The sequence below is a fragment of the Pseudomonas citronellolis genome (genome assembly GCF_900112375.1).
GTDB lineage: Bacteria > Pseudomonadota > Gammaproteobacteria > Pseudomonadales > Pseudomonadaceae > Pseudomonas > Pseudomonas citronellolis.
Map to the genome: position 1 here is coordinate 38,597 of NZ_FOLS01000013.1, position 12,695 is coordinate 51,291.

The 12,695-nt window shown below is 68.0% G+C and carries 12 protein-coding genes; 1 reads left to right on the forward strand and 11 read right to left on the reverse strand.

What is annotated here, in order from left to right:
• The first annotated feature begins 125 nt into the window (after window positions 1-125).
• On the forward strand, window positions 126-1,064 hold the full coding sequence (gene feaR, locus BM060_RS13985) for a transcriptional regulator FeaR (protein WP_074980628.1): 939 nt from the start codon (window positions 126-128) through the stop codon (window positions 1,062-1,064).
• 97 nt (window positions 1,065-1,161) lie between these two features.
• On the opposite strand, the gene BM060_RS13990 is transcribed toward feaR, so the two are convergent.
• The 11 genes from BM060_RS13990 to BM060_RS14040 form a co-directional block, all read right to left on the reverse strand.
• On the reverse strand, window positions 1,162-2,376 hold the full coding sequence (locus tag BM060_RS13990) for a multidrug effflux MFS transporter (protein ID WP_074980629.1): 1,215 nt from the start codon (window positions 2,374-2,376) through the stop codon (window positions 1,162-1,164).
• 88 nt (window positions 2,377-2,464) lie between these two features.
• The gene (locus BM060_RS32470; RefSeq protein WP_074980630.1) at window positions 2,465-3,241 is read right to left on the reverse strand and encodes an SDR family NAD(P)-dependent oxidoreductase; all 777 of its coding nucleotides are present in this window, start codon (window positions 3,239-3,241) and stop codon (window positions 2,465-2,467) included.
• Window positions 3,242-4,486: an MFS transporter gene (locus BM060_RS32475; RefSeq protein WP_074980631.1), complete on the reverse strand. Its 1,245-nt coding sequence runs from the start codon at window positions 4,484-4,486 to the stop codon at window positions 3,242-3,244.
• A 96-nt stretch (window positions 4,487-4,582) separates the two neighbouring features.
• Window positions 4,583-5,113 (reverse strand): nuclear transport factor 2 family protein, encoded by a 531-nt coding sequence (locus BM060_RS14005; protein ID WP_074980632.1) that lies wholly within the window; start codon window positions 5,111-5,113, stop codon window positions 4,583-4,585.
• Between the two features lie 38 nt (window positions 5,114-5,151).
• Entirely contained in the window at window positions 5,152-6,114 is a 963-nt protein-coding gene (locus BM060_RS14010; RefSeq protein ID WP_074980633.1) for an NAD-dependent epimerase/dehydratase family protein, read from the reverse strand.
• Window positions 6,111-7,097 carry a fumarylacetoacetate hydrolase family protein gene (locus tag BM060_RS14015; RefSeq protein WP_074980634.1) on the reverse strand — a complete coding sequence of 329 codons (987 nt, stop codon included), beginning with the start codon at window positions 7,095-7,097 and terminating at the stop codon, window positions 6,111-6,113. Before BM060_RS14015 ends, BM060_RS14010 begins: the two co-directional genes overlap by 4 nt.
• Window positions 7,094-7,552 (reverse strand): VOC family protein, encoded by a 459-nt coding sequence (locus BM060_RS14020; RefSeq protein WP_245323041.1) that lies wholly within the window; start codon window positions 7,550-7,552, stop codon window positions 7,094-7,096. Before BM060_RS14020 ends, BM060_RS14015 begins: the two co-directional genes overlap by 4 nt.
• 17 nt (window positions 7,553-7,569) lie before the next feature.
• Complete coding sequence (locus BM060_RS14025) at window positions 7,570-8,325, reverse strand: SDR family NAD(P)-dependent oxidoreductase (RefSeq protein ID WP_074980635.1); 756 nt, start codon at window positions 8,323-8,325, stop codon at window positions 7,570-7,572.
• A 3-nt stretch (window positions 8,326-8,328) separates the two neighbouring features.
• A complete protein-coding gene (gene hisD / locus BM060_RS14030) occupies window positions 8,329-9,612 on the reverse strand; it encodes a histidinol dehydrogenase (protein WP_074980636.1) in 1,284 nt (427 codons plus the stop codon).
• Between the two features lie 56 nt (window positions 9,613-9,668).
• Window positions 9,669-10,217, reverse strand: coding sequence for a carboxymuconolactone decarboxylase family protein (locus tag BM060_RS14035; RefSeq protein WP_074980637.1), 549 nt, complete (start codon window positions 10,215-10,217; stop codon window positions 9,669-9,671).
• Window positions 10,218-10,281: 64 nt separating this feature from the next.
• A complete protein-coding gene (locus tag BM060_RS14040) occupies window positions 10,282-12,684 on the reverse strand; it encodes an efflux RND transporter permease subunit (protein ID WP_074980638.1) in 2,403 nt (800 codons plus the stop codon).
• Window positions 12,685-12,695 lie beyond the last annotated feature (11 nt).

Sequence of the window (12,695 nt, forward strand, 5' to 3'; positions counted from 1 at the left end):
CGTGCCAAGCCGTAATTGCCTTGAAACAACCATTAACATGTTAGTAAATTAACCCAGCCTCCGGCCGCTCCGGCAGGGCGGGCATAACAAGAAGTCCGGTGCAATCCGGTAGCGGAGGTGAAGCGATGAATCATCCTCTCGACCACGCCAGCGTGTTCCAGGGCCGCCAAGGGTTCGAAGCCTGGCATGGCGACCTCTCCTCCAACTGCGGCACCTTCCACGTCGAGCCTCCAGCCGATGCTGGCATCGCCTCCTTCCGGGGCGCGGTAACCGCCGTCACGCCGGACCTCAGCTCGCTCCAGGGTGCGCGCATCACCAGCAACTGCCGGCATGTCCACCGCTCCCGGCGGGACATTCGCCAGGATGACAAGGACTTCTTCTACCTGGTCATGCAGGTAGGAGGCGAAGCGCTCATGTGCCAGTCCGACTCGCAGACCCGGCTGGGCAGCGGAGACCTGGTGCTGCTCGATATCACGCAACCCTGCGATTTCTACTTCGAGGGGCTGAGCGACCAGTTCTCGGTGATCCTCCCGCGCAACCAGGTGCTTCAGCGCTTCAGGGAGGGGCAGATACTGCTCAACCGACGCATCGGCTCCGCCTCCCCCCTGGGGGCGATGGGCGGCATGCTCGTAGGTCAGCTCTTCTCCAACCCCCTGCTCCGCATCGATGAAGCGACGGCCATGCGGGAGGCGATACTCGCGCTACTTCGCCCGGCCCTCGACCATGGCGGACTAGGCGCACAGGCCGACGGCCCGTTGCTGCTCAAGGCCAAGACCTTCATCGAGAGGCACCTTGCCGACGAGGCCTTGTGCCCCGAGCAGATCGCCGGCTCGATAGGGACGTCGCTGCGCAACCTGCATCGGCTTTTCGCCCAGATGGAAACGACGGTCGGACGCTACATCCTGGATCGCCGCCTGCAATCGTGCGCAACGGCCATACGCGAGAGCGAGCAGAAAATCAGCAGCATCGCCTTTGCCCGGGGCTTCAAGGACTTCAGCCACTTTTCCCGTTCGTTCAAGAACCACTTCGGTGTTTCTCCCCGCGGGTACCGAACGAGCAAATGAACGCCCCGGCCCCGCTGGATTTCCGGTCGTACAGCCGGGGCGCCAGTGGATGGGCCGGACATTGCCCGGGGAAGGACGGCCAGGCTCCAGAAGCAGATCAGCGCCTTGCCCGGCACAGCCGATAACGCTGTGCCATGAACCACAACCCGCTTGCCAGCAAGCCGGATAAGGCCATGGCGATCGACATGGGGTACGCCGTGCCATCCTGCAAGGCGGCGACCAGGCTGCTGACGAGAAAGGCGAAGAGGAACTGCAGGATGCCTATGAGCGCCGAGCCCATCCCTGCCAGGCTGCCGCTGGCGCCCATGGCGAGGGCGGCGGCGTTGCCGGCGATCAGCCCGAGCGAGGCGATGCACAGCCACAATGGCAGCAGCAGTAGCGCCAGTTGGCCCAGGCCAGCCACTGCGACCAGCGCCAGCCCGGCGGCCAGGTTCAGGCCGAGCGCCAGCCCCAGCAGGCGTTCCATCGAGTGGCGGCGCAGCAGTTGCCGATTGACCTGGGCGCCGACGATCAGGCCCAGCGCATTGAGGCCGAACAGCCATCCATAGGCCTGCTCGCTGACGGCGAAGGTCCCCATGAATACGCTGGGCGAGCCGGTGATGAAGGCGAACATGCAGGCCTGCGCCAGGCCGCCGACCACGGCGGGTATCAGGAAGGCCGGGGTCCGACACAGCGCCAGGTAGCCACGCCCCACGGCCAGCGGATGAATCGACTTGCGTCGCTGCGGCCCCAGGGTTTCCGGCACGTATCGCCACACCAGCCCCAGGCACAGAGCGGCGAACGACAGCAGGAACACGAAGATCGCCTGCCAGCCGGCGAACAGCAGGATCCACCCGCCAAGCAGCGGCGCGACTATGGGCGCAAAGGCCATCAGCGACATCAACAGCGACAGCACCCGGGCGCTTTCCAGCGGGCCGAACAGGTCGCTGACGATTGCCCGGCCAATGACCATGCCGGCGCAGCCGCCCAGCGCCTGGGCGAAACGCATGCCGCTGAACACCTCCAGGCTCGGCGCCAGCAGGCAGCCGAGGCTGGCGCCGAGGAACAGGACCACGCCCAGCAACAATGGCAGGCGGCGGCCGTAGCGGTCTATCAGCGGGCCATAGAAGAACTGCCCGACCGCCAAGCCGAGGAAGAACAGCGACAAGGTCGACTCCATGCCGCCATGGCTGGAGCCGAAATGCGCAGCCAGTTGTGCGAAGGCGGGCAAATACATGTCGGTGGCGAAGGGCGCGAAGGCGGCGAGCATCGCCAATACGACGATCAGGCGCCTGACGGCGTTGGGTGAACGGATATCTGCCGATGCCCGCATGCAGCGTTTTCCTTGTAGCGGAGCCGATGGAGATTGGAGCGGCCTACGGGAACGAGGCGAGGCGCCGGCCGGCACCCCGCCCCTGGGGTCATCCGGCGGTGGCGCCGCCGTCCACCTTCAGGTCGCTGCCGGTGACCCAGGCGGACTCGTCGCTGGCCAGGTACAGCGCGGCCCAGGCGACGTCCTCCGGCTGCCCGATGCGCTGGCGCAGCATCTGCTTGTCGAGCGCGGCCTGGAGGAACGCGGGGTCGCGCGCCAGGTGCTCGCGGGTGGCATTGGTCTCGATCAGCCCGGGCGAGATGCTGTTGGCGCGGATCCGGTGTGGCCCACCCTCCAGGGCCAGTTGCCGGGTCATCGCCAGTACGCCGCCCTTGCCGGCGCAGTGGGCCAGTGCCGGCGAACCTTCCAGGGCCATCCAGGCATTGGCCGAGGCGAAGTTGACGATGGAGCCGCCGCGCCGCTTCAGATGAGGCCAGGCAGCCTGGCAGAGCAGGAAGACGAGGTCCAGCTCCCCGCTCAGCGTCCGCCGCCACTGGCTCTGGTAGTCCATGTCCTCGATCCAGGCGAAGGCACCGAACGCCGCCGCGTTGACCAGGACATCGATGCCGCCGTGGCTGGCGACGGCGAACTCCACCAGGCGCCTGGCGTCCTGCGGCTCGGTCAGGTCGCAGGGGTGCAGGCTGAGCAGCTCCAGCCCCTGTTCGCGGGCCATCGCCAGCGTCCGCTCGGCGGCCGCGGCATCTATGTCGCACCCCACCACCCGCGCCCCTTCCCGGGCGAACAGCAGGGCGCAGCCCTGGCCGATGCCGCTGCCGATACCGGTGACGATGGCGACCTTGCCGGCCAGACGTTGTCCCTTGGTCATTCAGGCGTCCTCCAGGTTGCGGGCCACCACGCGGACGATGCATCTCTTGCGCTTGTATCGGCACAGGCAGGCGACGAAGGCGGCCAGGACGACAGGCACCAGGGCCCAGCCCAGCCACCCCACGGTGACCGGCAACGCGCCGCTGGCGCGGCTCAGGGCAACCACCAGGATCGGGCTGAGGAACATGCCGAGGCAGTAGCTGCCGTACCACATGCCGGTTCCCAGGCCACGGCGGAACCAGGGCAGCTCGCGCATGTTCCAGATGGCCAGCGTCGGTAGCAGCAGGCCGCAGCCCAGGCCGTTGACCAGGGCGACCTCGAGCATCCCGCGGCTGTCGTGGACGCCAGGAATCAGCAGGAAGCTCGCGGCGATCAGGCCGAAGGCCAGGGTCAGGCAATGCGGCGTGCGCAGCCCCAGGCGCACCAGCAGGTGCACCGAGAGGGTGCCCAGGACGATCATCACGCTGCACGCCGAGGCGATCAGGCCGGCGCTGCGTGGCGAGTGCTCGCCGATGCCAGCCAGCAGGTAGGCCATCTGGATCTGCAGGACCATGAAGGCGACCGCGCCGACGAAGGTGATCAGGCAGATCCCCAGCAGCAGGTAGGGCCGGAAGACCTGCGGGCCGCCACGGCTTTCCTCCTCAGCCCGGGCCAGCTCCGCCGGCAGGGGCTCCCACAGCAGCAACTGGCAGAACAGCGCCAGCAGCAATGGCAACGAATAGACCACGTACGGCACGCGCCAGCCCAACTCGCCCAGGGCGCCGCCGATCATGAAGAAGAGGATCGCCGAGGTCGAGGCGAAGGTCGTCTGCAGGGCCAGGTACTTCTGGCGCTGGGCACCGCTGTAGTAGTCGCCGATCAGCATGGTGCTGACGGTCACTATCACCGCCTCCACGCAGCCCAGCGCGACGCGGCTGGCGATGATCGCATGCAACGATTGCAGGAACATCGGCAGGGTGCCGAGCACGCCGTAGCCGACGATTGCCCAGATCAGCAGGCGCTTGCGCCCGAAACGGTCGGCGAGCACGCCCACCAGCGGGCTGAGCAGCGCGACCAGCAGGCCGGGAATGGTCAATGCGACCGGAACCAGGAACTCGACGTGGGGCACGTCGGCGAAATGCGCCTGCATCTGGGGCAGGCTCGGTGCTATGACGATAGCCGCCATGGGGGACAGGCAGTTGACCAGCAGCAGCAGGTAGGTCGCCAGCGCCGCCTTCGGCGAACGGGCCAGGCTGGATGAGCTCATCGGACTCTCCGGTTTGTTCTTGTATCAGATCGAGTCGACAGGGGCGGCGGCCCTCGCCCGGGAAGCCGGGACGAAGACGCGCCGCAACCGCAGGCGCTAGTGCGGCATCCCCATGGAATGGGTGACGCCATCGGTGGTACGGCTGAAGCTGTAGTAGCCGACCTTGATGTCGGTGAACTTACCTTCGTCGTTGAGCTTGTAGAAGATCGGCCCATGGAACTGGAAGCGTTCGCCCTTGCGCAGCGGGCCGAACGGCGTATTCGCCGCATCCCTTGGCACGTCGAAGGTCACGAGCAGTTGCACGGCGAGGGTCTTGCCATCGAAGAGGAACTCCTCGAGGTTGACCTTCTCGTCCATCGCCCCCCAGATCTTGCGGTAGTGCGCCTCCACCTCCGGGATGCTGTTGAACACCAGCCCGCCGTTGGACATGCGCACGTTGGGCGCGTAGTACTTCTCGAACGCAGCCGGGTTCTTCTGGTTGAACAACGCCAGGTAGTGCTCGAAGCTCTGCCGGTCAACCACGTGTCCCTCGTCCGGCGCGCTGGCATCGGCGGCGTAGGCGCCGGCGATTGCGCCCAGGGCCATGGCGGTGACGGCGAGTACGGCGGCGAACTTGTTCAGCTTCATGGTCTTGCCTCTCTCTTTGTTGTTGTACGAGGAAAAATTCAGACCGGCTCGCGCCAGGCCATGGCGTTGTCCACCAGCGACTGCACGCTGCCGTCGTGGCGGAAACCGATCGCTTGCGCGGCGCGGGCATCCAGCGGCGGGAGACAACCGAAGGCGGCCTCCAGCTGTGCATCGGGCTGGTAGTCGACCAGCGCCCGGCGTTCTTCTCCGAAGCGTGCGGCCAGCCCCTCCACCACTTCCGCCACGCTCAGGCGCAGCACCGGCAGGGTATAGACGCGTCGCGCAGCGACCTGCTCGGGCAGCAGCCGGGCCGCATGCAGCAGGTTCCCGGCACAGCAGCCGACCGACATCCACCAGGCCACCGCGCCGGCGGACACCGGGCAACGGAAGGGCTCGCCGGCGGCCAGCTTCCAGAACAGGTCGCTCATGAAAGCCGAAAGCAGCCCCGAGGGTTCCGGCGGCCTGGCGACTATGCCGGGCAGGCGCAGGATACGGCCATCCAGCAGGCCGCGGCGGCTGTAGTCCTCCAGGAGGATTTCGCCAACCAGCTTGTGCGCCCCGTAGGACAACCCCGGGCGCAACGGCGAAGCATCGTCCACCAGCGCGGGCAACGGCGAGCCATAGACCGCGATGGTGCTGGTGAAGACCACCCGCGGGCACCTGCCCTGCCGGGCGAGCCGCTGGAACAGCGCCAGGGTCGCGTGGAGGTTGACCTGCAGGCCCAGCTCGAAATTGCGCTCGGCGGCCCCGCCGGGAACGCTCGCCAGGTGGAACACCAGGTCCGGCGCCACCTCCAGCGCGGCATCCAGCACCGCCGGATCGGCGATGCTGCCACTGACCAGATGCAGCCGCGGGTCGGCCGGCAGGTGCTCGCCGCCCATGTCCACCACGGTCAGGCGCCGCAGCGGGGCCCCTTCCGGCAATGGCGAAGCAGCCGCCAACAGGCACTTGACCAGCTCGCGGCCGACGAAGCCGTTGCCGCCGGTTACCAGTACGTTCATGCCCTGCCCTCCGTGGACACCAGGCGCTGCTCGATGGCGCCGAACAGCGACTGGCCGTCGAGGCCGAGCATCTCGAAGCGCAGCACCTCGCCGAAGCGCATGAAGCCGGTGCGCGGCTCACCCTGTTCGAGCTTCTCGATCGCCCGGCGCTCGGCCAGGCAGGCCGAGCCGACCTCGCGGTAGCCACGGTTGGAGAAGGTCCCCGAGGCCAGCACGGTGCCGGCGCGCAGGTTCCGGTTGTAGGCCAGGTGGGCGATCAGCTCGCCGAAGGAGAAGTCCATCTCCGCGCCATTGGGGTTGCCGAACCATTCCCCGTTGCGGCTCACCTGCAGGTCCAGGTGCACCCGCCCGTCGCGCCAGGCCTCGCCCAGCTCGTCCGGCGTCACCGCCACCGGGGCGAATACGGTGGCGGGCTTGGCGTTGATGAAGCCGAAGCCCATCGACAACTCGCGGAACAGGTGCGCGCGCATGGACACGTCGTTGAGCAGCAGGAACAGCTTGATGTGCGCCTGGGCCTCCTGCGCCGTCACGCCCATGGGCACGTCATCCAGCAGCACAGCCACTTCTCCTTCGAAGTCGCAGTTGTCCTGCTCGCTCGGGAAGGGATAGTCGTCGCGGGGGCCGCGGAAGTCGTCGCCCTGGCGCTGGACCAGGATGGGCACGCCGCTTTCCTTCTTCACGTCGAGGTCATAGGCGCGCTCCATGATCTCGCCGTGGTTGAGGAAGGCCGAAGCGTCGACGAACTGGTAGGCGCGCGGCAACGGCGCCATGACCTGCGTCGGCTCGAAAACGAAGGCATCCGTCGCCGTGCCGGCGTTCAGCGCGGCGTATTCGGCCTGCAGCGCGGGCTCCAGCTCATCCCAGCGCTCGATGGCCGCCTGTAGCGTGGGCGCGGCCTGGGCAAGGCACGCACGGGCGAGATCGCGTGACACCACCAGCAGCCGGCCATCGCGGCTGCCGTCCCTCAGGGTCGCCAGTTTCATTGAGTGTTCTCCTTGCAATCGCTTGTGGATGACGCCCACAGCTCGGGGCACTGGATCAGCTCCAGCAGGTTTCCCGAGTTGTCGCGGATGAACGCCATGGGCGTGCCCTGCACCACCTTCTCGAAGACGATGTCGGCGCCCTTCTCCCGCAGCCCGGCGACCGTCGCCGGGACATCCCGCACGGCCAGGCACAGGTGCTTGTTGCCATGGGTGCGCACGTCCTGGTTGGGTTCGCGGCGCTCGGCCGGCAGCGGCGCGGCGCCCTCGACCTGGAACAGCTCCAGGCGGAAGTCGCCGCGGCGGACGAAGGCCACGTCCGCCGGGATGATGTCGATGAAGGCGCGCATCTCCAGCTCGAAGCCGAGCATGCGCTGGTACCAGCCGATGGCGGCGTCGATGTCCGGCACGCTGATGCCGACGTGATGCGGGCGTATCTCCGGCAGGGTCGAATTCATCGCTGCGCTCCTGTCGCTCAGCTCAGGGGGCGACCGCCATCCACAGGGATGACGGCGCCGGTGGTGAAGGTCAGATGGGTGGCCGCAGCCAGCACGGCATCGGCCACCTCCCGTGGTTCGGCCAGGCGCCGCAGCGGCGTGCGCTCGGCCTGCTCGTCGCGCCAGGCGCGGTCCATGCGCTGGACGAACTCGGTGTCGGCCAGCCCCGGCGACACCGACACCACGCGGATCGCCGGCGCCAGCGCGCGGGCCAGCGAGCGGGTCATGTTGTCCAGCGCCGCCTTGGACGCGCAGTAGGCGACATTGCTGCCCATGGCGCTCACCGCGGCGATGGAGGAGATGTTCACCACCAGCGCGGCGTCGCTGCGCTGCAGCAGAGGACGCAGTGCCCGCAACGTGGCGAAGGGGCCGCGCACATTGGTGGCGAGTATCCGCTCGAACAGCTCGTCGTCGAGGCCATCGAGGTCGTCGTGGGGGACGTAGCGCGTGGTGCCGGCACAGTTCACCAGCAGGTCGCAACGGCCATAACGCCGTTCCACTTCCGCCGCCAGCCCGGCAAGCGCCACGCTGTCGGTCACCGGGACCGGCAACGCGCAATGCGCGCCGCCGGTTTCCGCCAGTTCCTCGACCAGACGCAGCGCGGGCTCGCGGGAGCTGTTGTAGCCCACCACCAGGTTCGCCCCGGCCGCCGCCAGCGTCCGGCAGATCGCCGCGCCTATGCCGCCGGCGCCACCGCTGACAACGGCCACCCGGCCCTGCAGGGATACGCCCATGGCTCAGGCCGTCTTCTTCAGGCGGCGCACGCGGATGTCCGCCTGCTCCTTGTGCCCGGCGAAGTGTTCGAGGGCGCACAGGCGTGAGCAGTATTCGCCGATCAGTACCGAGGCCTCGTCGGTCAGCACGCGCTGGTAGGTGTGCGTCTTGATGAACTTGCCCACCCACAGGCCACCGGTGTAGCGGCCCGCGCCCATGGTCGGCAGGGTGTGGTTGGTGCCGATGACCTTGTCGCCGTACGACACGTTGGTACGGTGGCCGAGGAACAGCGCGCCGTAGCGGGTCATGCGCTGGAGGAACCAGTCGGTGTCGCGGGTCATCACCTGCACGTGCTCGGAGCAGATGCGCTCGGACTCCTGGAGCATTTCCTCGTCGCTGTCGCAGAGGATGATCTCGCCGTAGTCGCGCCAGGCGACGCTGGCCACCGCCGCGGTGTCCAGGCGTTCGAGCACCTTCTCGATGGCCGCCGGCAGCTCCTCGGCGATCTTGCGGCTGGTGGTCAGGCAGAAGGCCGGGGAAGTCGGTCCGTGCTCGGCTTGGCCGAGCAGGTCGACGGCGACCAGTTCGGCGTCCACGCTGTCGTCGCAGATCACCATGGTCTCGGTGGGCCCGGCGAACAGGTCGATCCCCACGCGCCCGTAGAGTTGGCGCTTGGCCTCGGCGACGTAGGCGTTGCCCGGGCCGACGATCATGTCCACCGGCGCGATGCTCTCGGTGCCCAGGGCCATAGCGGCAACGCCCTGCACGCCGCCCATCACGTAGATTTCGTCGGCGCCGGCCAGGGCCATGGCGGCGATGATCTCGGCCGAGGGCTTGCCGTCGAACGGCGGCGCGCAGGCGATCACGCGCTTGACCCCGGCGACCTTGGCGGTCAGCACGCTCATGTGCGCCGAGGCCAGCAGCGGGTACTTGCCGCCGGGGATGTAGCAGCCCACCGAGTTGACCGGGATATTGCGGTGGCCGAGCACCACGCCGGGCAGGGTCTCCACTTCGACGTCGCGCAGCGACATCAGCTGCACCTGGGCGAAGCGGCGGATCTGCGCCTGGGCGAACCGGATGTCCTCCAGCGCCTGCGGGCTCAGCGAGTCGATGCAGGCCTGGATCTCTTCCTGGCTCAGGCGCAGCGATGGCGGGTTCCACTTGTCGAACTTCTCGGAGTACTCGCGCACCGCCGCCTCGCCGCGTGCCTCGATGTCGCGGATGATCTGCTCGACGGTGGCGCGCACCTGGGTGTTGAGCTCGGCCTTGACCTCGGCCGGTTTGCCTTTCTTCAGATACTGGATCATTGCTGGTTTCTCCGTTTTCGGTTGCCCCTCGCCAGGGGCGAGGGCTTGCTTGCTCATCAGGCCCTGGCCGCCACGCTTTCCACCTCGACGCCGAGGGTGACGACGAAGCGGGCGACCATGTTGTAGGTGGCGATCACGCCGACCAGCTCCACCAGGCGGGTATCGCCCAGTTCGCCGCGCAGCTGCGCCAGCAGCCCCGCCGGCGCGCGGCCCTGGCGGGTCATGTCCAGCGCCAGGCGCAGCACGGCCCGCTCCAGCGGGGTGAACAGCGCCTCGTGGCCGATGGCGCTCTTCAGGTCGCGCAGGGCGTTGAACTGCGCGGGCGTGCCGCCGGCCTTGAGGAACAGCGGGCCGTGGTGGTGCATCTCGTATTCGGCGCCGCACAGCCCGCACACCGCGCACAGCGCCAGCTCGCGCAGCTTCTCCGGCAGCCCCAGCTCGTTGCGCACCTTGCCCAGCAGCGCGCCCCAGCCTTGGGTGAAGGGCACGCTGTGCAGCAGCATGCGGTCGATGTTGAGCAGCGTGCCGCCACGGCGTTCGAGGATGGGGGCCAATACGTCCGGCGGGCCGGCAGCGTCCGAGGGCTTGTAGGGAATGCCCGGCATAGTCGATCTCCAGCGATCAGTCGGAGGGGGTATGGGCGGCCGGCACGGCCGCCGTTCAGTTGGATCAGGCGGTGCTCGGCTGCAGGGCCTCGGCCTGTGCGGGCCGGGGCCTGGGCAGGAGGAAACAGGCCAGCGCCGGCAGCAGGACCATGGCGCCGAGCATGTTCCAGAGGAACATGAAGGCCAGCAGCACGCCCATGTCGGCCTGGAACTTGATGGCCGAGAAGGCCCAGGTGGCGACGCCCACCGCCAGGGTCAGGCCGGTCAGCAGGACCACCTTGCCGGTGAAGGTCAGCGCCGCGTAGTAAGCGTCCGAGAGGCTGTCGCCGGCGCGCATGCGCGCCAGGGTCACCGAGAGGATGTAGAGCGCGTAGTCCACGCCGATCCCCACGCCCAGGGCGATCACCGGCAAGGTGGCGACCTTCACGCCCATGCCCAGGGCCACCATCAGCGCCTCGGCCAGCAGGGAGGTGAGCATCAGCGGCAGGACCGCCACCAGCACGGCGCGCCAGGAACGGAAGGTGACGAAGCACAGCAGGATCACCGCGCCGTAGACCAGGAACAGCATCTGCCGCCAGGCCTGCTTGACCACGATATTGGTCGCCGCGTCTATGCCGGCGCTGCCCCCGGCCAGCCTGAAGTGAATGCCGTCCCCGTCGTTGGCGGCGGCGAAAGCCTCCACCGCGCCGACCACGCGCGACAAGGTGTCGGCCTTGTGATCCTTCAGGTACACGTAGAGGGTCAGCAGGTCGCAGGCGTCGTTGTACAGGCCGCGCGGCGCCCCGGCGGTGATGAAGTTGAGCATCGACTGGTTCTTGATCAGCTCGAACCATTTCGGGTTGCCTTCGTTGAGGCCGACGAGCACCTGGCGGTTCAGCCGCGCCAGCGAGTTGGTCGACTCCACGCCCGGCAGCTGGCGCAGCTGCCACTCCAGCGCGTCGACCCGCTTGAGCACCTCGTAGCCGGCACAGCTGCCGTTGCCGTCGGTTTCCACCATCACGGCGAAGAGGTCGCTGCTGGCGCCGAAACGCTGGTTCATGAAGACCACGTCGCGGTTGTAGCGCGAATCGTCACGCAGTTCCGGGGCCCCCGGGTCGAGGTCGCCGATCTTCAGCTGGTGGCTGCCCAGCGCCCCCAGTCCGGCCAGCAGCACGGCGACGGCCAGCGCCAGCACGGCGCCCCGGCGGCGGGTGAAGCGGTCGAGCAGGCGCCACAGCGGATGGCGCGCGCCGGCCTGCTCGGCGCGCAGGCTGCGCGCGGCGGCACCGGCGCTGACGCCGCTGAACGAGAGCAGGATCGGCAACAGGATCAGGTTGGTGAAGATCAGCACGGCCACGCCCAGGCTGGCGGCGACGGCCAGTTCCTGGATCACCCGGATGTCGATCACCAGGAGCACGGCGAAGCCCACCGCGTCGGCCAGCAAGGCGGTGAGCCCGGCGAGGAACAGGCGGCGGAAGGTGAAGCGCGCGGCAACGTACTTGTGGGTGCCGCGGCCGATGTCCTGCATGATGCCGTTCATCTTCTGCGCGCCGTGGCTCATGCCGATGGCGAAGACCAGGAAAGGCACCAGCATCGAGTACGGGTCCAGGTCGTAGCCCAGGGTTCTGATCAGCCCCAGTTGCCAGATCACCGCGATCAGCGAGCTGGCGACGACCAGGGCGGTACTGCGCACGCAGCGGGTGTACCAGAACACCATGGCGGTCACGATGACCACGGCGATGGCGAAGAAGGTCAGCACCTCGCGCAGGCCGTCGATGAGGTCCCCGACGATCTTGGCGAAGCCGGTGATGTGCAGCTCGATATCGCCCTGCTGGTAATGCGTGCGCAGGTCCTCCAGGCGTGCGGACAACTGCGCATAGTCCAGCTTGCTGCCGTCGGGCAGGCGGCTGAGCAGAGGCACGTAGATTACGCTGGCGCTGCCGTCCGCGGCCACCAGCTGGCCGATTTCGCCGGAGCGGTCGACGTTGGCGCGCAGCTGGCGCAGGCTGGCCGGCGAGCCATCGTAGCCATCGGGGATCACCGGGCCGCCTTCCATGCCCTCCTCGGTCACGCCGGTCCAGCGGGTGTTCGGCGTCCACAGCGACTTCATGCCGGCACGGTCCACGCCTGGAATCAGGAACACCTCGTCGTTGAGCTTGCGCAGGGCCTCCAGGTAAGCCGCGCCATAGATGCTTCCGGAACGGCTGACCACGCCGATGCGTATGGCGTTGCCCAGCCCGCGCAGGTCGTCCTGGTGGCGCAGGTAGTTGGCGATGTACGGATGGTTGGCCGGGATGGTCTTCTCGAAGCTGGCATTGAGCTGCAGCCCCAGGGCTTTCCACCCCAGCAGCAGGGTTGCCAGCAGGCACAGCGCGATGACCGCGAGGCGATGGTTGAACAGGAGGCGCTCGACCAGGCTGCCGGACTGCCGATCGAAATCGGCCAGGCTGGCGACGATGGGGAAGCTGCTGGATGCGGGCTGTTGCATGACGACCTCGG

Bases quoted from the DNA above. Each gene is read 5' to 3' on its own strand.
- feaR (WP_074980628.1), top strand. From the start codon at position 126: ATGAATCATCCTCTCGACCACGCCAGCGTGTTCCAGGGCCGCCAAGGG.
- hisD (WP_074980636.1), bottom strand. From the start codon at position 9,612: ATGATCCAGTATCTGAAGAAAGGCAAACCGGCCGAGGTCAAGGCCGAG.
- BM060_RS32470 (WP_074980630.1), bottom strand. From the start codon at position 3,241: ATGACCAAGGGACAACGTCTGGCCGGCAAGGTCGCCATCGTCACCGGT.
- BM060_RS14005 (WP_074980632.1), bottom strand. From the start codon at position 5,113: ATGAAGCTGAACAAGTTCGCCGCCGTACTCGCCGTCACCGCCATGGCC.
- BM060_RS13990 (WP_074980629.1), bottom strand. From the start codon at position 2,376: ATGCGGGCATCGGCAGATATCCGTTCACCCAACGCCGTCAGGCGCCTG.
- BM060_RS14025 (WP_074980635.1), bottom strand. From the start codon at position 8,325: ATGGGCGTATCCCTGCAGGGCCGGGTGGCCGTTGTCAGCGGTGGCGCC.
- BM060_RS14040 (WP_074980638.1), bottom strand. From the start codon at position 12,684: ATGCAACAGCCCGCATCCAGCAGCTTCCCCATCGTCGCCAGCCTGGCC.
- BM060_RS14020 (WP_245323041.1), bottom strand. From the start codon at position 7,552: ATGAATTCGACCCTGCCGGAGATACGCCCGCATCACGTCGGCATCAGC.
- BM060_RS14010 (WP_074980633.1), bottom strand. From the start codon at position 6,114: ATGAACGTACTGGTAACCGGCGGCAACGGCTTCGTCGGCCGCGAGCTG.
- BM060_RS14035 (WP_074980637.1), bottom strand. From the start codon at position 10,217: ATGCCGGGCATTCCCTACAAGCCCTCGGACGCTGCCGGCCCGCCGGAC.
- BM060_RS14015 (WP_074980634.1), bottom strand. From the start codon at position 7,097: ATGAAACTGGCGACCCTGAGGGACGGCAGCCGCGATGGCCGGCTGCTG.
- BM060_RS32475 (WP_074980631.1), bottom strand. From the start codon at position 4,486: ATGAGCTCATCCAGCCTGGCCCGTTCGCCGAAGGCGGCGCTGGCGACC.